Origin of the sequence: Streptomyces thermolilacinus SPC6, assembly GCF_000478605.2 — a bacterium.
In the GTDB taxonomy this organism is placed as follows: Bacteria; Actinomycetota; Actinomycetes; order Streptomycetales; family Streptomycetaceae; genus Streptomyces; species Streptomyces thermolilacinus.
Window position 1 is genome coordinate 2346084 of record NZ_ASHX02000001.1, and the last position, 20569, is coordinate 2366652.

Genomic DNA, 20569 nt, shown 5'->3' on the forward strand with positions numbered 1-20569 from the left:
GGCCCCGGAGCACCACGCGCCCGTGACCCCGGTGCGCCGGGGCCCACCGCCCCTGTACGGACGTTCCCGCGTCCTGACGCGTCGCGGGCCCGCCCCCCGGGACGGGCCCGCGACGCGTCACAGCCGCCCGGCGAGCTTCGAGAACTCGGCCCAGCTCAGGACCGGTTCGCGCGAGTCCCAGACCTTCTGCGCCAGCGCCCGCAGCGGCGTCCGGATGCCCGCCGCGACCTGGTCCTGCGTCTGGGCGTCGGCGAGGTCGCACCACACGGCGAACCGGCCGCCCAGGATCTGCCCCGAGTACCGCGACGGCACCGCCTGCGTGCCGCGCAGCACCAGCGGCGTCCACGACGCGTAGATCTCCCGGCCCGTCGGGTACGTGAACTGGTTCGGCTCGCCGAGCACGTAATAGAGGTACCGGTCGTTGACGTTCACGACCTTCCGGCCCTCGCTCAGGTACTCCACCGGGGGCCGGGCGCCGATCTCGCGGCCCGTCCAGTACTCGACCTCGACGCCCTTGTCAGCGGCGACCACACCGCCCCGGAAGAACCCGTCGTTCCACGCCTTCGGCTGCTTCCCGGCCGCCCGCACCACCTTCGCCCGGTCGTTGAGCCAGGCCGTCGCCAGGTCCTGGACGCGCCCCTCGGGGCCGTACCGGCGGCGGGCCTCGGCGGCGAGCGCGGGGTACGACGCCTCCGGGTCCGACGCCATCAGCGCCCGGTACTCGTCGGCGCCGACGTGGAAGTACCGGCCGGGGAACAGCTCCGCGTACTCGCGCAGCAGGTCGTCCACGATCCGCGCCGACTCGGGCCGCGCGATGTCGATCGCGCCGCGCGCGACCGTGCCCTGGGCGTTGCGCAGCCGGAGCGAGGGATGGGCGGCGAGGACGGCGCCGAGGTGGCCGGGCGAGTCGATCTCGGGGATGACGGTGATGTGCAGGCTCGCCGCGAGGGCGACGATCCGGCGCACCTCCGCCTTGGTGAGGTGCGGCCGGGACACGACCTCGGGGTGGCTGTCGGAGGCGATGCGGAACGCCTGGTCGTCGGAGAAGTGCAGGCCGAGCTGGTTCAGCTTCAGGTCGGCCATCTCCCGGACGCGGGCCTCCAGCCAGGCGGCGGTGAAGTGCTTGCGGGCGATGTCCACCATGAGGCCGCGCTGCGGGCGGTCGGGCCGGTCCCGGATGACGCCCTCCGGCACGACCCCGCCGGAGCGCAGCGCCTGCTTGACGGTCCGCGTCCCGTAGAAGACGCCCGCCTCGTCGGGCCCGGCGATACGGACCCGGCCGCCGCGGGTGGTCAGCGTGTACGACTCGGGGGCGCCCGTACCGGCTCCTGCCAGCGCCAGTTCGACGTCCCCGGCGCGGGCTGGGACCTCGCCCCGGTGGGCGATGCCCAGCTCGCGGGCGAGGAGCCGCGCCTCGTCGGCCAGCGCGCCGCTGCCGCGCGCGACGACCACGCCGCTCCCCGCGCCGGGCCGCCACCCGGGCCCGCGCGCGGCGACGTGCTCGCGCACGGCGGGGATGGTGCGGGGCGCGGTGGACAGCGGGTAGGTCCGCGTGGGGCTGGGCGTGGGCGTGGCCTGGGGGGACGCGGGGGTGCTGGCGGTGCCCGGCGCCGCGGTCGCCGCACCGGGGCTGGCGGCCCCGCCGTCGCCGCCGTTCCCGCCGCATCCGGCGAGCCCCAGGACCAGCGCGAGCGCCACACCCGCGACGGCGCCCCGGGCGCCCCTGGCACCGTGGGCGCCGCGCCGCCCGGCCCGCGCACGCGCCCGCGACACGCCCGGAGGCCGCCCGTGTTCGCGCGGTACGTCGGCCGCTCCTCGCGGGACGGCGGCGGGGGCCGGGCGGGTACGCCGGAACCGCGAGGCGCGCGGAGCCCGCGGGGCCTCCAGCGCCCGCGGGGCCTCCAGCGCCTGCGGGACCTCCAGCGCCTGCGGGGCCTGCCGGACCTCCGGGGCGCGCGGGCTCTCCAGGGCCCGCGGAGGCGTGGCGCTGTCGGCGTACGGCGGTATCGGGGCCCCGTCTGCGGGTTCCTTGCGGGCGGTCACGGGTGTGCCTCCTCCCCCGGGACCACCGGGTCCCGGTACCGACGCGCCGAGTGCGTCCATTCCTTGCGTTGAAACTCTGCCTTCCGAGTGAAATACGGAAAGGCTTCGGACCACTGTTGCTCACCCTCGGTAACGTCGTGACCCCTCCCTCACAGCTTTCGCACGACTTCCGCACGCGCTCGCCCCAGCCGCTTCGTTCCGTTCGAGGAGCCCACGCTGTCCCGCGAACCCCTCTCCGGCGCCCCGCAGACCTCCGGCGCCACTGCGGCCATACCCGGCCAGGCCCGCCCCGCCACCTGCCCCGCCGCGCGCCCCGCCGACCTCCTGGCGCTGTTCAACGACGCGCCCGGCCTCGCCGCCGAGGCCGCCCTCCTCGCCTGCTGCGGGAGCCGCCGCTGGGCGCACCGGGTGGCGGCCCACCGCCCGTACCCCACGGTCGAGGCGCTGCTCGCCGCCGCCGACGAGGCCGCGTACGACCTGTCGCGCGCCGATCTGGACGAGGCGCTCGGCGACGAGACGGCCCCCGTCCTGCCGCCCGGCACGCCCTCGTCGGCCCACACGGCGCTTCGCCACGCCCATGACGCGTACCTGGCGCGCTTCGGCCACGCGTACATCGTCTGCCTCGACGCGGACCGCCCCGAGGAGCACCTGGACCGGGTCCTGGGCGGGATCCGGTCACGACTGGACAACGAAGCGGAGGAGGAGCGGGTGGTCTCGGCCGAGGAACTCCGCCGCCTCACCCGGACCCGCCTTGCCCGGCTTGTCACGGAAAAGGGCGGTTCGACCGATCACAGTAGGCCGTCCGTGCCTGTTTGATTGCCTGTTTGATCACACATACGGACCCCGCGCGAGGGAACCGACAAGTCGTCGCTACCATGACCGGGGCCGGTGGACCGTACCCGGCCGGGTCTGACCGACAGAGAAGCCGGCCGACCCTGATCCCCGCTCCCGGAGGGTTTTTCCGTGCCGGCTGGAACGCTGTACCGCGGCCGGGAAGGCATGTGGTCGTGGGTGGCTCATCGAGTCACCGGCGTCCTCATCTTCTTCTTCCTGTTCGTACACGTACTGGACACCGCTCTCGTCCGCGTCTCACCCGAGGCCTATGACGAGGTCGTGGCGACCTACAAGACACCGATCGTCGCGCTGCTGGAGTACGGCCTCGTGGCCGCCATCCTCTTCCACGCGCTGAACGGTCTGCGCGTGATCGCCGTGGACTTCTGGGCCAAGGGCGCCCGCTACCAGAAGCAGATGCTCTGGACCGTCATGGGCATCTGGATCGTGCTGATGGCGGGCGCCGTCTACCCCGTCCTCGGCCACGCCGCACGTGAACTGTTCGGGAGCTGACGCCAGACATGTCCGCTGACCTCAACAAGACCGCCGTCGGTCCCGTCGAAGGCGTGAGCCTGTACGACGTCGACAACCCGGCCCCGCTGATCGAGCCGCCCCGCAAGCGGACCAAGCGGACGCCGAAGTCGACGCGCGGCAACTTCGAACTGGCCGCCTGGCTGTTCATGCGCCTGTCCGGCGTGGTCCTCGTCGTCCTCGTCATCGGCCACCTGCTGATCCAGCTCGTGCTGGACGGCGGCGTCTCCAAGATCGGTTTCGCCTTCGTGGCGGGCCGCTGGGCGTCCCCGTTCTGGCAGGTCTGGGACCTGCTGATGCTGTGGCTCGCGATGCTGCACGGCGCCAACGGCCTGCGTACCGTCATCAACGACTACGCCGAGCGCCCGAACACGCGCCTGTGGCTCAAGGGCCTGCTGTACACCGCGACGGTGTTCACCATCCTTCTGGGCACGCTGGTGATCTTCACCTTCGACCCGAACATCCGCTAGGCACGGGCTGAGGTAATCCACGCCATGAAGATCCACAAGTACGACACCGTCATCGTCGGCGCCGGTGGCGCGGGCATGCGCGCCGCCATCGAGGCGACGAAGCGCAGCCGCACCGCCGTGCTGACGAAGCTCTACCCCACCCGCTCCCACACGGGCGCCGCGCAGGGCGGCATGGCCGCCGCGCTGGCCAACGTGGAGGAGGACAACTGGGAGTGGCACACCTTCGACACGGTCAAGGGCGGTGACTACCTGGTCGACCAGGACGCCGCCGAGATCCTGGCGAAGGAGGCCATCGACGCCGTCCTCGACCTGGAGAAGATGGGCCTGCCGTTCAACCGGACCCCGGACGGCACCATCGACCAGCGCCGCTTCGGCGGCCACTCCCGCAACCACGGCGAGGCCCCGGTCCGCCGGTCCTGCTACGCCGCGGACCGCACCGGCCACATGATCCTCCAGACGCTGTACCAGAACTGCGTCAAGGAGGGGGTGGAGTTCTTCAACGAGTTCTACGTCCTGGACCAGCTGATCACCGAGGTGGACGGCGTCAAGAAGTCCTCCGGTGTGGTCGCGTACGAGCTGGCCACCGGCGAGATCCACATCTTCCAGGCGAAGGCCGTCATCTACGCCTCCGGCGGCTGCGGCAAGTTCTTCAAGGTGACGTCGAACGCGCACACCCTGACCGGTGACGGCCAGGCGGCCGTGTACCGGCGCGGGCTGCCGCTGGAGGACATGGAGTTCTTCCAGTTCCACCCGACGGGCATCTGGCGCATGGGCATCCTGCTGACGGAGGGCGCCCGTGGTGAGGGCGGAATCCTCCGCAACAAGGACGGCGAGCGCTTCATGGAGAAGTACGCGCCGGTCATGAAGGACCTCGCGTCCCGTGACGTCGTGTCCCGCTCCATCTACACGGAGATCCGCGAGGGCCGCGGCTGCGGTCCCGAGGGCGACCACGTCTACCTGGACCTGACGCACCTCCCGCCGGAGCAGCTGGACGCCAAGCTGCCGGACATCACCGAGTTCGCGCGTACGTACCTGGGCATCGAGCCGTACACGGACCCGATCCCGATCCAGCCGACCGCGCACTACGCGATGGGCGGCATCCCGACGAACGTCGAGGGTGAGGTCCTGGCGGACAACACCACCGTCGTCCCGGGCCTGTACGCGGCCGGCGAGGTGGCCTGCGTGTCGGTGCACGGCGCCAACCGCCTGGGCACCAACTCGCTGCTCGACATCAACGTCTTCGGGCGCCGCGCCGGTATCGCCGCCGCCGAGTACTCCGCGAAGCACGACTACGTGGAGCTGCCGGAGGACCCGGCGTCCTTCGTGCAGGAGCAGGTCGAGCGCCTGCGCAACTCCACGGGCACCGAGCGGGTCTCGGAGCTGCGCCGCGAGCTCCAGGAGACCATGGACGCCAACGTCATGGTGTTCCGCACGGAGCAGACGATCAAGACGGCCGTCGAGAAGATCGCCGAGCTGCGCGCGCGGTACAAGAACGTCGCCATCCAGGACAAGGGCAAGCGGTTCAACACGGACCTGCTGGAGGCCATCGAGCTGGGCAACCTGCTCGACCTGGCGGAGGTCATGGCCGTCTCGGCGCTGGCCCGCAAGGAGTCCCGCGGCGGTCACTACCGCGAGGACTACCCGAACCGCGACGACGTCAACTTCATGCGTCACACCATGGCGTACCGCGAGGTCGGCGACGACGGCACCGAGACCGTCCGCCTCGACTACAAGCCGGTCGTCCAGACCCGCTACCAGCCGATGGAGCGTAAGTACTGATGGCTACCCCGATCCTGGAGAAGACGGGCGCCACGTCCGACGTCTCCCCCTACATCACGGTCACGTTCCGGGTCCGCCGCTTCAACCCCGAGGTTTCGGACGAGGCGCAGTGGCAGGACTTCCAGATCGAGATCGACCCGAAGGAGCGCGTGCTCGACGGTCTCCACAAGATCAAGTGGGACGTGGACGGCTCGCTCACCTTCCGCCGCTCCTGCGCGCACGGCATCTGCGGGTCCGACGCCATGCGGATCAACGGCAAGAACCGGCTGGCCTGCAAGACGCTGATCAAGGACATCAACCCGGAGAAGCCGATCACGGTCGAGCCCATCAAGGGCATGACGGTCCTCAAGGACCTCGTGGTCGACATGGAGCCGTTCTTCCAGGCGTACCGGGACGTGATGCCGTTCCTGATCACGTCCGGGAACGAGCCGACGCGGGAGCGCCTCCAGTCCGCGGAGGACCGGGAGCGCTTCGACGACACGACGAAGTGCATCCTGTGCGCGGCCTGCACCTCCTCCTGCCCGGTGTTCTGGAACGACGGCCAGTACTTCGGTCCGGCCGCGATCGTGAACGCGCACCGCTTCATCTTCGACTCGCGTGACGAGGCGGCGGAGCAGCGGCTGGAGATCCTCAACGACAAGGACGGCGTGTGGCGCTGCCGCACCACGTTCAACTGCACGGACGCCTGCCCGCGCGGTATCGAGGTGACGAAGGCGATCGCCGAGGTCAAGCGCGCGCTGATCACCCGCCGGTACTGACCTTCCGGCCACCCGGACGGCCCGGTCCCCGTACTCCGGTACGAGGACCGGGCCGTCCCCGTTCCCGGCCCTCCTACTGCGGTCAGGCCGCCCTCACACGTCCCGCACCCTTCGCCCCGCTGCGGTCAGGCCGCCACACGACGCCCCCCCGTTGTGGGCAGGCGTCCCGCAGGGCGGGACGGGTGGGCACAGCGGGGTGCCCCGCCCGGCAGGGTGCGCGTAGCCCGCAGCGGGGCTGCCCCGCAGGGGCGGAGGCGGCCGCAGGGGGCTGGGCGGGGCGGAACGGGTGATGCGCGGGGCGGGGTGGTGGGGTGGCGGGCGCCCGGTGAGAACAGTGAAGGCATGAGCATCCACATCGATCACGCCCGCTGCGTCGGCGCAGGCCAGTGCACCCTGACCGCCCCCCGCGTGTTCACCCAGGACGACGACGGCTACAGCGCCCTGCTGCCCGGCCACGACCCGGGCGACCCCATGGTCCGCGAGGCCGCCCGCGCCTGCCCGGTGCGGGCCATCACCGTCCGGGAGACCTGACCGGCGGCCCGGACCCCGCCGCTTGAACGTGTTCAAAACAAGGGCTAGAGTCGTCCCGACACTGCGTTTGAACGCGTTCAAGGAGGCTGGGGCATGGACCTCACGGTGCTGGGCTACGTCATCTACCTGCTGATCAGTGTGGTGCTCACCGTGTGGGTCGCCCGCACGCTGAGCCGGAACGGGCGGATCTTCCTCGCCGACGTCCTCAAGGGCGACGAGAACCTCGCGGACGCCGTCAACCGCCTGCTGGTGGTCGGCTTCTACCTCGTCAACTTCGGCTTCGTCGCGCTCTACCTGCGCCAGGACGCCACCATCGACACCGCCCGCCACCTCCTCGAAGGGCTCTCGGTGAAGATCGGCATCGTCCTCCTGGTGCTGGGCGCGATGCACCTGGGCAACGTCTTCGTCCTCAACAAGATCCGCCGCCGCGGCACCCTGGAGCGCGAGCAGCAGCCGCCCGTCGCGCCCCAGGCGTGGACCCCGCCCGCCGGGGCGTGACGCCGTGACCGGCCGGGCGGGCGGCAAGCCCGTGACGGGGCTGACGGTCCTGTACGACGCGGGGTGCGCGCTCTGCACGCACCTGCGCCACTGGCTGGACCGGCAGCCGCAGCTCGTCCCGCTCGACCTCGTACCGGCCGGGTCGGAGGAGGCGCGGCGGCGCTTCCCCGCTCTGGACCACGGGGCCACCCTGGAGGAGATCACCGTCGTCGGCGACGGCGGCCAGGTCTACCGCACCGAGGACGCGTGGATCGTCTGCCTCTGGGCGCTCGCCGAGCACCGCCCCAGGGCGCACTGGCTGGCGAGCCCGGCGGGACGGCCACTGGCCCGGATGACCGTGCTCGCCGCCGCCCGGTGGCGCGCCGCCTCCGCCGGCGCGGGCTGCCACGACGGACGGTGCGGCACACCCCTCCCGCCCCATTAGGCTCGGGTGCTGTGAAGGACCGGAAGCCGGCCGCCAAGGCGCCGAAGAGCGAGCAGACGCGCACCCTCATCCTGGAGACCGCGCTCAGGCTCTTCGAGGAGCGCGGCTACGACAAGACGACCATGCGCGCCATCGCCCAGGAGGCGGGCGTGTCCGTGGGCAACGCCTACTACTACTTCGCCTCCAAGGAGCACCTGGTCCAGGGCTTCTACGATCGGCTGGCCGCCGAGCACGAGGCGGCGGTGCGGCCGGTGCTGGCCGGTGACCCGGACCTCGCGGTGCGCATCCGGGGCACGCTGCTGACCTGGCTGGACGTGGCGGAGCCGTACCACAGGTTCGCGGCGCAGTTCTTCAAGAACGCCGCCGACCCGGAGAGCCCGCTCAGCCCGTTCTCGCCCGAGTCGATCGACGCGCGCCGGGCCGCCATCTCCATCCACGAGCGGGTGCTGCGCGGCTCCGACACGAGGACCGCGCCCGAACTGGCCGACCAGCTCCCCGAGATGCTGTGGCTGATGCAGATGGGGCTGGTGCTGTTCTGGGTGTACGACCGGAGCGAGGGCGCCGAGCGGAGCCGCCGGCTCGTGGAGCGGACGGCCCCCCTGGTCGCGCGGGGCATCGCGCTGTCCCGGTTCCGGATGCTGCGGCCGCTGGTGCGTCAGGCCCAGGACATCATCACGGAGTTCCTGCCGGGCGCCGGGGAGGCGCTGGAGAAGGACGCGGTCGCGGACGACGCGACCCGGGCGCCCGGCGGGAACGAACCGTCGAAGGACCCTGCGCGGGGACCGGCTACAGCCAGCTGAGCTGCCAGAGGCGCCAGATGCCCGTGCCGTCGGACAGGTACTGGGAGCCCGTGACGTCCGGGCTGCTCAGCACGTAGTCCTTCTTCTGCCACAGCGGCACGAGCGGTACGTCCCGCGCCACCTCCGCCTGGATCGCCTTGAAGTCGTCCACGGCCCCGGCCCGGTCGTCGTACTGCTGGGTCGCGGCGATGAGCCGGTCGATCGTCTTGCTGGCGTAGGAGTTCTGGAGTGCGTTGTCCCGGCCGACGAGGGGCTGCGTGAAGCTGTCCGAGTCGGGGAAGTCAGGGAGCCAGCCGAGCCCGTACGCGTCGTACGCGCCCTCCGCGTATCCCTTCTGGAACTCCTTCCACTCCGCGGAGACGATCTTCACCCGGAACAGTCCGCCGGCCTCCAGCTGGCGGCGCAGCTCGGCCGCCTCTGCCGCCGAGGTCTCCCCCGAGCGGTGCCCGTAGGTGAAGCTGACGGGCGTTTCGACATCCGCCTCCCGCAGCAGCTTCCGCGCCCGGTCCAGGGCTTCCGGGCCGTCGGGGTAGTTGTCGAAGAACGGCGTGCTGTGCCCGACGAAGCCACGCGGGATCAGCGAGTAGAGCGGCTCCACCGTCGAGTGGTGCGGGCCGCTCGCGATCTTGTTGCGGTCCACCAGGGCGGCCACCGCCTGCCGTACCGCCCGCTCGGCCATCGGCGAACCCTCGCGGACGTTGAAGACGATGCTGCGGATCTCCGCCGAGGTGGCCTCCGTCATCTGCACACCCGACTTGCCGGGGTCGTACGTGGAGATCATCTGCGGCGGCAGCTGGCGGTGGGTCACGTCCACGTCGCCGTTGCGCCAGGCGGCGGCGAGCTGCTCGCCCTCGGCGTAGTACCGCACCTCGACGGGTGCGGCGGGCCGGGACATGGCGCCCTGGTAGAGCGGGTTGGGCTTCAGCAGGGCGCGGACGCCCGGCTGGTACTCGTCGAGCACGTAGGGACCCGAGCCGTCGGCGGTGGCGCCGTCGCGGAGCTTGTCCTTCGGATAGCGGGTGCTGTCCACGATGGCTCCCGCGCCCGTGGCGAGCTTCAGCGGGAACGTCGCGTCACGGGCGCTCAGCCTGAAGACGACCTTGCGGTCCTGGGCGGTGACGCTCTTGAGCGTCGGGAACAGCGCGGCCGGCCCGACGTCGGCGGCGATGCCGAGCATCCGGTCGAACGAGTACTTCACGTCCTGGGCGGTCATCTCGCAGCCGTTGGCGAACACGAGGCCGTCGCGGAGCGTGCACTCGTACGTCGTGAGCGACGTGCCGGTGAAGCCGCAGGCGCCGGCCGCGTCGGGCACCGGGGTCGTCGAGCCCGGCTTGAAGGTCAGCAGCGACTGGTAGACGTTGCTGTACACGGCCCAGGAACCGGCGTCGTACGCGCCGGCCGGGTCGAGTGACGAGACTTCGTCGGTCGTGCCGACGGAGATGGGCCGATCGTTCCCCTTGTCTGTCGGAAACAGCAGCCAGGCCCCTGCCCCGGCCGCCACCAGGGCAGCACAAATGATGATGATCCGCACTCGGACCGATCGCATAGCCGTGATTCCTTTCACGCCCTCCCCTGTGCGATGGCGCAAACTCAACCACAGACTGTTCACCCCTGGAAGGGTAAACCTTCACTCCTTAACCACATTGCCCTCACCACCTGAGGAACAGGGGGGAGGGCAAGGGTTTTCCCTGATAGGTCCTTGGCTTGTTCCGGTCAGACGCCGTGGCCGGGGGCGGCGCCGGGTGCGCCGGTCCGCTGGATCAGGCGTTACGGGATGCCAGCTGCACGACCGTGATGTCGGAGGGGGCGCCGACACGGACCGGCGGGCCCCAGGCGCCCGCGCCGCGCGACACGTACAGCTGCGTGTCACCGTACCGCTCCAGACCCGCGACGGTCGGGTTCGCCAGCTCCGCGAGGAGGTTGCCCGGCCACATCTGGCCACCGTGCGTGTGGCCGGACAGCTGGAGGTCCACCCCGTGCCGCACCGCGTCGTGGATCATCACCGGCTGGTGCGCCAGGAGCACGGCGGTGCGGGCCCGGTCACGGTCGCCGAGGGCGCGTACGAAGTCGGGCCCGTCGCCGTAGTTGGCCCCGGCCACGTCGTTGACGCCCGCCAGGTCGAACCCGGCGGCGATCTCGACGCGCTCGTTGCGCAGCGGGCGCATGCCGAGGTCGCGGACCTCGTCCACCCACTGCTCGGCACCGGAGAAGTACTCGTGGTTGCCGGTCACGAAGAAGCTGCCGTGCCGGGCCCGGAAGCGGGCCAGCGGCTCGGCGGCCGGGCCGAGGTTCTCCACGGAGCCGTCCACGAGGTCGCCCACGACGGCGATCAGGTCCGGCTGCGTGGAGTTGACCGCGTCCACGATGCGCTGGGCGTGGGCGCGGCCGAGGGTGGGGCCGAGGTGGATGTCGCTCACGACGGCGATGCGGTAGCCGTGGGCGGAGCGGGGGAGTTTGGCGAGGGGGACGGTGACGCGCTTGACCGTGGGGCCGCGCAGGACCGTGTGGGCGCCGTTGGCCACCGTGCCGGTGGCCACGGCGACGGCGGTCCCCGCGAGCACCCGCGCCACAAACCGCCGCCGCCCCATCCCGGGCCCTTCCCGCGGCTCGGCCCCCGGGGCCTCCTGAGCCCCCGGCTCCCGTCGCGGCTCCCCCGCAGGGGCGTCAGGGCTGCCGGGCGCCTCGTCCAGTGCCTCGGTGGCCGGGGCCTCGGCCGCCGGGGCCTCCTCGGCCGGGGCTGTCGCCAGGGCCGTACCGCCCTCGGGCGCGGGGTCCACGGGTGGGTGCCCCGCAGGTCCGCTGTGCCCACCCGTTCCGCCCTTGGCGGAACGCATGCCCACAGCGGCGTGCGGCGGCGTCCGTTCCGCGGCAGCGCCCGCAGGAAGCGGGTCCACAGCATGCGTGGCCGCGTCCGTGGGCGGCATCGCGTCGGCGGCGGCCGCAAGGGGCGCGGGCACGGCAGCGGTGGCCGTGGCCCGCGGGGCGCCCGGCAGGGCAGGGGCCGCTGGGTGCGCGGGCTCGGCTGCGAGGTCCGAGGGGTGCGGGCCCTCGGTCAGGTGCGGGGCGCCGGGCAGGACGGGGTCCGAGGGGTGCGGGCCCCCCGTGGGGTGCGGGGTCCTGGGGCGGGGCCAGCGGGTGAGGACGGGGCGGAGGAGTTCCGTGACCAGCAGGGTCAGGACCAGGTACAGCAGCAGGGCCAGCCACAGGAAGCCGGGCCAGGACACGACCTGCTGGAGGCGGAACGGGGCGTCCGCGCGCCCCGCCGTCATCGCGGCCACCGAGAACAGGGGCAGCACCACCACCGCCACCGTGCCCGCGCGGCGGGCCGGGCCGCCGGAACGGGTGACGTCACGGACCAGGCGGCGCCACACGTACCAGTGCGCGGCCACCAGCAGGGCCAGGATCAGAGTTATGACCAGCAGTACCACCGGAACGGCGCCCTTCTACTTCTCGTCTACTTCTCGTCGTCCGCGCGCCGAAGCGCCCGCAGTCCGCGCAACCCGATCACGCCAATGGCCGTCCCCAGGAGAAAGGACGTGACGGCCAGCAGAAGATGGACCCAGAAGTATCCGGTGGGGTCACCCGCATCGTCGAAGGCGAGGCCGCTCGCGTCGTTCCAGAGGTTCTTGACGAAGGTGATCCAGATGAACCAGCTCCAGACTCCGAACGCCAGCAGGAACCAGGAGATGGGGCGGCTCAGTTTCATGGGTCCAGTATCGGGTGCACCGGTGTCGGCTCCCGCGCCGGGTGGCGGTACTTTCTCGAACGTGCATGCTCTCAAGAAGGCCGCCGTCGCCGTGGCCACCGCCGTGCTGCTCCCCCTCGCCGCCGCCGGCCCCGCACTCGCCGCGCCGCCGTCCGCGCCCTCCCCGCAGCCCTCGCCGCAGCCGAAGCCGCCCGCGCGCATGTCCACGGTCGGCGGGGCGCGGCTCGGCCTGCCCGGCACGCAGGTGGACCTCGCGGGCGGGGCGCCGGTCCTGCCGAAGGAGCTGAGCGGCAGGTCCTGGATCGTGGCGGACGCCGAGAGCGGCGACGTACTGGCGGCGCACAACGCGCACTGGCGGCTTGCGCCCGCGTCCACGCTGAAGATGCTGTTCGCGGACACGCTGCTGCCGAAGCTCCCCAAGACGCAGCGGCACCTGGTCAGCACCGGTGAGCTGGGCCGCCTGGGCGAGGGGTCCAGCCTCGTGGGCATAAAGGAGAAGCAGTACTACACCGTCCACGACCTGTGGCTCGGGGTGTTCCTCCGCTCGGGGAACGACGCCGTCCACGCGCTGGCGGAGATGAACGGCGGCATAGAGAAGACGGTGCGCGAGATGAACGCGCGCGCCGACGAGCTCCAGGCGGTGGACACGGAGGTAGTGTCCCCGGACGGGTACGACGCGCCGGGCCAGGTGTCGTCGGCGTACGACCTGACGCTGATCGCCCGCAGCGGCATGCAGAACGCGGACTTCCGGGAGTACTGCTCCACCGTGCGGACGCAGTTCCCCGGCGAGGAGAAGCCCGGCAAGAAGCGTCCGACGTTCGAGATCCAGAACACCAACCGGCTTCTGACCGGCGCGAACGGCGTCGCGCCGTACAAGGGCATCGCGGGCGTCAAGAACGGCACGACGACGCACGCCGGATCGACGTTCACGGGGGTCGCCGAGCGGGGCGGGCGGGTGCTGCTGGTGACCGTGATGAACCCGTCGTCGAAGGAGCCGCACGCCGTCTACAAGGAGGCCGCGCGGCTCCTCGACTGGGGGTTCGCGGCGGCGGGCAAGGTGCGGCCGGTCGGCGAGCTGGTGCCGCCGAAGTCCGCGAAGACCGGTACGGCGCCGAGCACCGCCCCGACCCGGCCCGGCGAGAACCGGCCGAATGTCACCGGGGACGCCGCCGAGGCGGCCGTCGCGGGGTCGGCGAAGGCCGGGTCGGGCGGCGCGGGGACGGCCCTCGGCATCGTCGGCGGTCTGATGGCGGTGCTGGGGGCGGCCGCGTTCCTGATCAATCGGCGGTGGCCGCTGCGGAAGGGCCAGTAGCGTCCTTCCGGCGGCCGCCGGTCGCGGTCCACGCGGCGCAGAACAGCAGCAGCCGGGCGGTGAAGCTGATCCACAGCAGCAGCGCGACGGGCACGCCGAACGCCCCGTACATCGACTTGGCCGCCACGCCCCGCATGTACCCGCCGAGCAGCAGCTTCAGCAGCTCGAAGCCGACCGCGCCGATCAGGGCGGCGACGACCAGGTCGCGGCGCGGCGGCTCCACGCCGGGCAGCAGCGTCAGCAGGTACAGCAGGAGCAGGAAGTCCGCGAGGACGGCGACGGCGAGCGCGGCGGTCTGGAGCAGGACGCCGCTCGCACCGCCCTCGGTGGCGCCCAGCCGGTCGGCGGTCCAGCCGACGGCGACGGCGCCCAGCGCGGACCCGGCGAGCGAGACGAGCGCGGTGCCGCCGAGGCCCAGCAGGAGCAGGGCGTCCTTGCCCTTCCTGACGACCGGGTTGCCGTCGTCGGTGTCGTCCAGCGCCCACACGGCGCGCAGGCAGTCGCGCAGTGAACCGACCCAGCCGATGCCGGTGAAGAGCAGCACGGCGCCCGCGACGAGGCCGACCGTGCCCGCGTTGGCCACGAGCGAGCCCAGGTCGAGCTGGTCGGAGATGCCCGGCACCTGCTCGCTGATCTTGTCCTGGGCGGTGCGGAGCTGCGCGTCGTCGAGGAGGGTGGCGCCGATGACGGCGCCCAGGGTGATCAGCGGGAAGAGGGACAGGAAGCTGATGAAGGTGATCGCGGCGGCGAGGCGCGTCCAGTGGGCGCGGTCCAGCGTCTCGTAGGCGTGCCAGGCGTGGGTGCGCATCAGCCGGGCGGCCCACGGGCCGATGACGGGGATCTTGGTCAGCCAGTCCATGCCGGTACGCCTACCACCGGACGGCCCGCGCACCACCCCCCGGCTCGCCCGGCGGACCCGCGCCGCGTTGGGGCGGCCGGATGTCCTAGGAGGCCGGGGTGGGACTGTCGAGGGGTGAGCCCTGCGCGGGCACCGTCCGGGAGGAGCCGCAGCCGCCGAACTCGTACGTGTGCAGCTTGCGCCACACGAGGTCGGCGCCCTGCTCGTACAGGGCGAAGGAGCGCACCGTCCACGCCGCCTCGAAGGAGGCCAGCTCCTCGAAGGCGCGGTCCATGGCCTCCTCGGCGATGCCGTGCGCGACCGTGACGTGCGGGTGGTACGGGAACTGCAGCTCCCGCTCCAGCGGCCCGGACGCGTCCCGGATGTGCTGCTGGAGCCGGGCGCACGCCTCGCCGCCCTCCACGACCCGTACGTAGACGACCGGGGAGAGGGGGCGGAACGTGCCCGTGCCGCTCAGCCGCATCGGGAAGGCGCGCCCGGCGGCGGCGACCGAGGCCAGATGGGCCCGGATCTCCGGCAGCCGCCCGGCGTCGACCTCCGTCGGCGGGAGGAGCGTGACGTGCGTGGGGATGCCGTGGGCCGCGGCGTCGCCGAAGCCCGCGCGCCGCTGCTGGAGCAGGCTGCCGTAGGGCTCCGGGACCGCGATCGAAACGCCGAGCGTTACGGTCCCCACGTCGTTCTCCTCATCCTTCGGTCGTGCCGTTCGGGCGCGCCGGGGGCGCGGTCCGCCGAGTCGCTCGCCAGTGTGGCGGTTCGACCGGTCCCGTGGCCAGAGCCGCTCGGCTTCGGTGCCTCCGCGCTCCGGTCCGGGTGCCCCCGTGCGCCCGTCCGTTCCCTGCGGGCTCAGTGCTTGGCGGGCAGGAAGCCCACCTTCTCGTATGTCTGGGCGAGGGTCTCCGCGGCGACGGCGCGGGCCTTCTCCGCGCCCTTGGCCAGGATCGAGTCCAGCGTCTCCGGGTCGTCCAGATATTCCTGCGTGCGCGTCCGGAACGGCGTGACGAAGTCCACGACGATCTCGGCGAGGTCCGTCTTCAGGGCGCCGTACATCTTGCCCTCGTACCCCTTGACCAGGTCGTCCACGGGGGTGCCGGTGAGCGTCGACATGATCGTGAGGAGGTTGCTGACGCCGGGCTTGTTCTCCGGGTCGAAGCGGATCACCGTGTCCGTGTCCGTGACGGCGCTCTTGACCTTCTTCGCGGTGGCCTTCGGGTCGTCCAGGAGGTTGATCAGGCCCTTGGGCGTCGCGGCGGACTTCGACATCTTCGCCGTCGGGTCCTGGAGGTCGTAGATCTTCGCCGTCTCCTTGAGGATGTACGGCGCGGGCACGGTGAACGTGTCGCCGAAGCGGGTGTTGAACCGCTCCGCGAGGTCGCGGGTCAGCTCGATGTGCTGGCGCTGGTCCTCGCCGACCGGGACCTCGTTGGCCTGGTAGAGCAGGATGTCGGCGACCTGGAGGATCGGGTACGTGAACAGCCCGACCGTGGCGCGGTCGGCGCCCTGCTTGGCGGACTTGTCCTTGAACTGGGTCATCCGGGACGCCTCGCCGAAGCCGGTGAGGCAGTTCATCACCCAGGCGAGCTGGGCGTGCTCCGGGACGTGGCTCTGGACGAAGAGGGTGCACCGGTCCGGGTCGAGTCCGGCGGCGAGCAGCTGGGCGGCGGCCAGGCGGGTGTTGGCGCGGAGCTCGGCCGGGTCCTGCGGCACGGTGATCGCGTGCAGGTCGACGACCATGTAGAAGGCGTCGTGCGACTCCTGGAGCGCGACCCACTGGCGGACCGCGCCGAGGTAGTTGCCGAGGTGGAAGGAGCCTGCGGTGGGCTGGATTCCGGAGAGCACACGAGGGTCAGCAGAGGCCATGTCCCTCATTCTCTCAGGTCCGGCGGGCAGCTCGGGACTGCCTGTGGACAACCGGCCGGCCGGCCAACCGGCAAGCCCGGCAACGGTCGGGCACGGGTACGCCCTGGCGTCGGACGGGCCTGACGCCAGGGCGTGTCCGCCGCGTCAGGCGGGGATGCCGGGGGCGGGGTGGCGGGCCATGAGGTCGGCGACCTCGGCGCGGATCACCGCGAGGGCGTCCTCGTCGCCCCGGTGCGCGGCGGTGACGCCCCGGTCGATCCAGTCGGCGACGGCGGCCATGTGTTCCGTGCCGAGGCCGCGGGAGGTGAGGGACGGGGTGCCGATGCGGATGCCGGACGGGTCGAACGGCTTCCTCGGGTCGTACGGGACGGTGTTGTAGTTCACGACGACACCGGCCCGGTCGAGGGCCTTGGCGGCGGTCTTGCCGGGGACGTCCTTGCCGGTGAGGTCGATGAGGACGAGGTGGTTGTCGGTGCCGCCGGAGACGAGGTCGAAGCCTCGGTCGAGGAGGGCGGCGGCCAGCGCGCGGGCGTTGGCGACGACCTGGTGGGCGTAGTCGCGGAAGGCCGGCTGGGACGCCTCGTGGAGGGCGACGGCGATGGCGGCGGTGGTCTGGTTGTGCGGACCGCCCTGGAGGCCGGGGAAGACGGCCTTGTCGATGGCCCTGGCGTGCTCCTCGCGGCACATCAGCATCGCGCCGCGCGGGCCGCGCAGGGTCTTGTGGGTGGTGGTGGAGACGACGTCGACGTGCGGCACGGGCGAGGAGTGGGCGCCGCCCGCGACGAGACCGGCGATGTGGGCGATGTCCGCGACGAGGACGGCGCCGGCCTCGCGGGCGATCTCCGCGAACGCCGCGAAGTCGATGGTGCGGGGCAGGGCCGTGCCGCCGCAGAAGATGACCTTCGGGCGCTCCTTGAGCGCGAGGTCGCGGACCTCGTCGAAGTCGATGAGGCCCGTGTCGCGGCGCACGCCGTACTGGACGCCCCGGAACCAGCTGCCGGTCGCGGAGACGCCCCAGCCGTGCGTGAGGTGGCCGCCCATGGGCAGCGCCATGCCCATGACCGTGTCGCCGGGCTCGGCGAACGCCAGGTACACGGCGAGGTTGGCGGGCGAGCCGGAGTACGGCTGGACGTTGGCGTGGTCCACGCCGAACACGGCCTTGGCGCGGTCCGTGGCGAGCCGCTCGACCTGGTCGATGACCTGCTGGCCCTCGTAGTAGCGGCGCCCGGCGTAACCCTCGCTGTACTTGTTCTGGAGGACCGTGCCGGAGGCTTCGAGGACGGCGGCGGAGACGTAGTTCTCGCTCGGGATGAGGCGGAGCGTCTCGGACTGGAGGCGTTCCTCGGCGGTGACCAGGCGGGCCAGCTCGGGGTCCGCGGCGGCGAGCGCGGGGTGGATGGGCGCCTCGGGCGCGGGGCCGGTGGCGGTGGGCGCGAGGGGTGCGGTCATGGCGTTCCTCCGGGGTGGGCAGCTCGTCCTGTCTCCCGGGGGCCCAGGCGGGCGGCTCCCCGTGCGGTCTGCCGCGCACGGCTCCCCCGGGGTCGCTTCCCCGTACGCCAGTCGCCGCGCGTACCGTCCACCCTAGTCGTCGCCGCGCGGCGACGTTTCCCCGTCCGTATCGCGGGCGACGTTTCCCCGTCCGTATCGCGGGCGACGTTTCCCCGTCCGTATCGCGAGCGACGATAGAGACGACCGGCCGTACGAAGACGAACGGAGACCCCGTGTCGACAACGCAGGACGCGATCGCTGCCGCCGAGGCGCACAGCGCGCACAACTACCACCCGCTGCCCGTCGTCGTGGCGACGGCGGAGGGCGCCTGGATGACCGATGTCGAGGGGCGCCGCTACCTCGACATGCTCGCCGGCTACTCGGCGCTCAACTTCGGGCACGGCAACCGCCGTCTGATCGACGCCGCGAAGGCGCAGCTGGAGCGGGTGACGCTGACGTCGCGCGCCTTCCACCACGACCGGTTCGCGGACTTCTGCGCGCAACTGGCCGAGTTCTGCGGCATGGAGATGGTGCTGCCGATGAACACGGGGGCGGAGGCGGTCGAGACGGCCGTGAAGACCGCCCGCAAGTGGGGTTACCGGGTCAAGGGCGTCCCGGATAACACGGCGAAGATCGTGGTGGCGGCGGACAACTTCCACGGCCGTACGACGACGATCGTCAGCTTCTCCACGGACCCGGAGGCCCGCGACGGGTACGGCCCGTACACGCCGGGCTTCGAGATCGTCCCGTACGGGGACCTGGCGGCACTCGACGCGGCGGTCACCGACAACACGGTGGCGGTGCTGCTGGAGCCCATCCAGGGCGAGGCGGGCGTGCTGGTGCCGCCGCCGGGCTACCTGGAGGGGGCGCGGCGGCTGACGCGCGAGCGGGACGTGCTGTTCATCGCGGACGAGATCCAGTCGGGCCTGGGCCGGACCGGGAGGACCTTCGCGTGCGAGCACGAGGGCGTCGTCCCGGACATGTACGTGCTGGGCAAGGCGCTCGGCGGCGGGGTCGTGCCCGTGTCGGCGGTCGTGTCCAGCGCGGCCGTGCTGGGGGTGCACCGGCCGGGCGAGCACGGTTCGACGTTCGGCGGGAACCCGCTGGCGTGCGCGGTGGCGCTGGAGGTGCTGGCGATGCTGCGGACCGGCGAGTACCAGCAGCGGGCGGCGGAGCTGGGCGACCATCTGCACCACGAGCTGGGGCTGCTGGTCGGCGGCGCGGTGCGCGAGGTGCGCGGGCGCGGGCTGTGGGCCGGGGTGGACATCGACCCGGCGAAGGGCACGGGCCGCCAGGTGTCGGAGCGGCTGATGGAGCGGGGCGTGCTGGTGAAGGACACCCACGGCTCGACGATCCGGCTCGCGCCGCCGCTGGTGATCTCCAAGGAGGACCTGGACTGGGGCCTGGAGCAGCTGCGCGAGGTCCTCGCGGACTGACCCCGGCCGTGCGCGCCATGCCGTACCGGGGGTGCCGGTACGGCACGGCGCGGCTCAGAGGATGACGTGCGGCAGGAAGCGCGCGTACCCGTCGGTGACGAGGCCGGACGACTCGCGGATGCCGAGCCCGGCCGCCTCGTCCTCGACGACCCACGCGCCGAGCACGACCCGGTTGCCGTCGAAGTCGGGCAGCGGGGCGAGGCCCTGGTAGCAGCTCGGCTCGTCCCGTACGACGGGGTCGGCGCCCGGCTCGTGGACGGTGACCCCGGCGCCCTCGCGGCCCAGCAGCGGCTTGACGACGTATCCGCCGTCGGCCGCCAGTTCGCGCGGGCCGTCGAGGTAGGCCGGCAGCAGGTTGGGGTGGCCGGGGTACAGCTCCCACAGGACGGCGAGGAGCGCCTTGTTGGACAGGAGCATCTTCCACGCCGGTTCGATCCAGCAGGTGCTGCCGGTGCCGCCGCCGTTGTCGAGGGTGTCGAGGACGTACGGGCCGAACGGGTCGGTGACCAGCCACTCCCACGGGTACAGCTTGAAGCAGCTGCGGATGAAGCGGAGCCGGTCGTCCACGAAGCGGCCGGACAGCCGGTCCCAGCCGATCTGCTCCACGGACAGCGCCTCGGTGTCGATCCCGGCCTGCTGGGCGGTCTCGCGCAGGTACGCGACCGTCATCAGGTCCTCACCGATCTCGTCGCCGTCGGAGTGGACGAAGTGCAGCGGGCCGGGCGGCAGCAGGCGCGCCTGGCGCCGCCAGGCGTCCACCAGCCGCTCGTGGAGGGAGTTCCACTGGTCGGCGCCGGGGAAGCGGTCCTCCATCCAGAACCACTGCGGGCTCGCGGCCTCGACCAGCGAGGTCGGCGTGTCCGCGTTGTACTCCAGCAGCTTGGCCGGGCCCCGGCCGTCGTAGCGCAGGTCGAACCTGCCGTATATGGACGGCAGTTCGGCGCGGCGCCGCCAGGACTCGGCGACCAGGGCGGCGAGCCGCCGGTCGGTGATGCCGAGGTCGGCGAACCGTTCCCGCTCCACGATGTGCGCGGCGGCCGCCAGGCACATGGCGTGCAGCTCCTCGACCACCCCCTCCAGGGCCTCCACTTCGGGGAGGGTGAAGGAGTAGTAGGCGCTCTCGTCCCAGTAGGGGCGCAGCGTGCCGTCGGGGTGGCGGGTGAGCGGGTAGATACAGCCCTGCTCCTCGACGACGCGCTGCCAGTCGGGGCGGGGTTCGATCGTGTGGCGTTCCATGGGTGCGTAC

At 72.2% G+C, this 20569-nt stretch carries 20 protein-coding genes; 11 read left to right on the forward strand and 9 right to left on the reverse strand.

Going from position 1 to position 20569, the window contains the following annotated elements; genetic code table 11:
• Positions 1–117 precede the first annotated feature (117 nt).
• Positions 118–1773 carry a beta-N-acetylhexosaminidase gene (locus J116_RS09730; protein WP_394331504.1) on the reverse strand — a complete coding sequence of 552 codons (1656 nt, stop codon included), beginning with the start codon at positions 1771–1773 and terminating at the stop codon, positions 118–120.
• A gap of 600 nt (positions 1774–2373) precedes the next feature.
• Between J116_RS09730 and J116_RS09735 the strand changes: the two genes are divergently transcribed.
• The 9 genes from J116_RS09735 (at position 2374) to J116_RS09775 (ending at position 8665) form a co-directional block, all read left to right on the forward strand.
• Positions 2374–2859, forward strand: a complete 486-nt coding sequence (locus tag J116_RS09735) for a 2-oxo-4-hydroxy-4-carboxy-5-ureidoimidazoline decarboxylase (RefSeq protein ID WP_394331505.1) — start codon at positions 2374–2376, stop codon at positions 2857–2859.
• A gap of 147 nt (positions 2860–3006) precedes the next feature.
• Complete coding sequence (sdhC, locus tag J116_RS09740) at positions 3007–3387, forward strand: succinate dehydrogenase, cytochrome b556 subunit (protein ID WP_023586901.1); 381 nt, start codon at positions 3007–3009, stop codon at positions 3385–3387.
• Between the two features lie 8 nt (positions 3388–3395).
• Complete coding sequence (locus J116_RS09745) at positions 3396–3875, forward strand: succinate dehydrogenase hydrophobic membrane anchor subunit (RefSeq protein WP_023586902.1); 480 nt, start codon at positions 3396–3398, stop codon at positions 3873–3875.
• 24 nt (positions 3876–3899) lie between these two features.
• A complete protein-coding gene (gene sdhA / locus J116_RS09750; protein ID WP_023586903.1) occupies positions 3900–5654 on the forward strand; it encodes a succinate dehydrogenase flavoprotein subunit in 1755 nt (584 codons plus the stop codon).
• Positions 5654–6412 carry a succinate dehydrogenase iron-sulfur subunit gene (locus J116_RS09755; RefSeq protein WP_023586904.1) on the forward strand — a complete coding sequence of 253 codons (759 nt, stop codon included), beginning with the start codon at positions 5654–5656 and terminating at the stop codon, positions 6410–6412. The genes sdhA and J116_RS09755 overlap by 1 nt, the downstream gene beginning before the upstream one ends.
• A 342-nt stretch (positions 6413–6754) precedes the next feature.
• On the forward strand, positions 6755–6943 hold the full coding sequence (locus J116_RS09760; RefSeq protein WP_023586905.1) for a ferredoxin: 189 nt from the start codon (positions 6755–6757) through the stop codon (positions 6941–6943).
• Between the two features lie 93 nt (positions 6944–7036).
• Positions 7037–7441 (forward strand): hypothetical protein, encoded by a 405-nt coding sequence (locus tag J116_RS09765; RefSeq protein ID WP_023586906.1) that lies wholly within the window; start codon positions 7037–7039, stop codon positions 7439–7441.
• Positions 7442–7445: 4 nt separating this feature from the next.
• Positions 7446–7865 (forward strand): thiol-disulfide oxidoreductase DCC family protein, encoded by a 420-nt coding sequence (locus J116_RS09770; protein WP_023586907.1) that lies wholly within the window; start codon positions 7446–7448, stop codon positions 7863–7865.
• Between the two features lie 11 nt (positions 7866–7876).
• Positions 7877–8665, forward strand: a complete 789-nt coding sequence (locus J116_RS09775; RefSeq protein ID WP_023586908.1) for a TetR family transcriptional regulator — start codon at positions 7877–7879, stop codon at positions 8663–8665.
• Here J116_RS09775 and J116_RS09780 read toward each other — a convergent pair.
• The 3 genes from J116_RS09780 to J116_RS09790 form a co-directional block, all read right to left on the reverse strand.
• Entirely contained in the window at positions 8652–10211 is a 1560-nt protein-coding gene (locus tag J116_RS09780; protein ID WP_028963888.1) for an ABC transporter substrate-binding protein, read from the reverse strand. The two genes, J116_RS09775 and J116_RS09780, sit on opposite strands and share 14 nt — an antisense overlap.
• Before the next feature lie 214 nt (positions 10212–10425).
• Positions 10426–12093, reverse strand: coding sequence for a metallophosphoesterase (locus J116_RS09785; RefSeq protein WP_023586910.1), 1668 nt, complete (start codon positions 12091–12093; stop codon positions 10426–10428).
• A gap of 26 nt (positions 12094–12119) precedes the next feature.
• Entirely contained in the window at positions 12120–12371 is a 252-nt protein-coding gene (locus tag J116_RS09790) for an SCO4848 family membrane protein (RefSeq protein WP_028963889.1), read from the reverse strand.
• Positions 12372–12432: 61 nt separating this feature from the next.
• Between J116_RS09790 and J116_RS09795 the strand changes: the two genes are divergently transcribed.
• Positions 12433–13683 (forward strand): D-alanyl-D-alanine carboxypeptidase family protein, encoded by a 1251-nt coding sequence (locus J116_RS09795; RefSeq protein WP_028963890.1) that lies wholly within the window; start codon positions 12433–12435, stop codon positions 13681–13683.
• Here the strand turns inward: J116_RS09795 and J116_RS09800 are convergent.
• The 4 genes from J116_RS09800 to J116_RS09815 form a co-directional block, all read right to left on the reverse strand.
• Entirely contained in the window at positions 13649–14542 is an 894-nt protein-coding gene (locus J116_RS09800) for a YihY/virulence factor BrkB family protein (RefSeq protein WP_023586912.1), read from the reverse strand. The genes J116_RS09795 and J116_RS09800 overlap by 35 nt on opposite strands.
• 85 nt (positions 14543–14627) lie before the next feature.
• Entirely contained in the window at positions 14628–15215 is a 588-nt protein-coding gene (locus J116_RS09805) for a 2'-5' RNA ligase family protein (protein WP_023586913.1), read from the reverse strand.
• 170 nt (positions 15216–15385) lie between these two features.
• The gene (gene trpS, locus J116_RS09810) at positions 15386–16399 is read right to left on the reverse strand and encodes a tryptophan--tRNA ligase (protein ID WP_023586914.1); all 1014 of its coding nucleotides are present in this window, start codon (positions 16397–16399) and stop codon (positions 15386–15388) included.
• Positions 16400–16543: 144 nt separating this feature from the next.
• Positions 16544–17848: a serine hydroxymethyltransferase gene (locus tag J116_RS09815; RefSeq protein ID WP_023586915.1), complete on the reverse strand. Its 1305-nt coding sequence runs from the start codon at positions 17846–17848 to the stop codon at positions 16544–16546.
• A gap of 272 nt (positions 17849–18120) precedes the next feature.
• On the opposite strand from J116_RS09815, the gene rocD reads away from it, so the two are divergent.
• Positions 18121–19323 (forward strand): ornithine--oxo-acid transaminase, encoded by a 1203-nt coding sequence (gene rocD / locus J116_RS09820; protein WP_023586916.1) that lies wholly within the window; start codon positions 18121–18123, stop codon positions 19321–19323.
• Between the two features lie 54 nt (positions 19324–19377).
• Here rocD and J116_RS09825 read toward each other — a convergent pair whose 3' ends face one another.
• The gene (locus tag J116_RS09825; RefSeq protein WP_023586917.1) at positions 19378–20559 is read right to left on the reverse strand and encodes a glutathionylspermidine synthase family protein; all 1182 of its coding nucleotides are present in this window, start codon (positions 20557–20559) and stop codon (positions 19378–19380) included.
• Between the last annotated feature and the right edge of the window lie 10 nt (positions 20560–20569).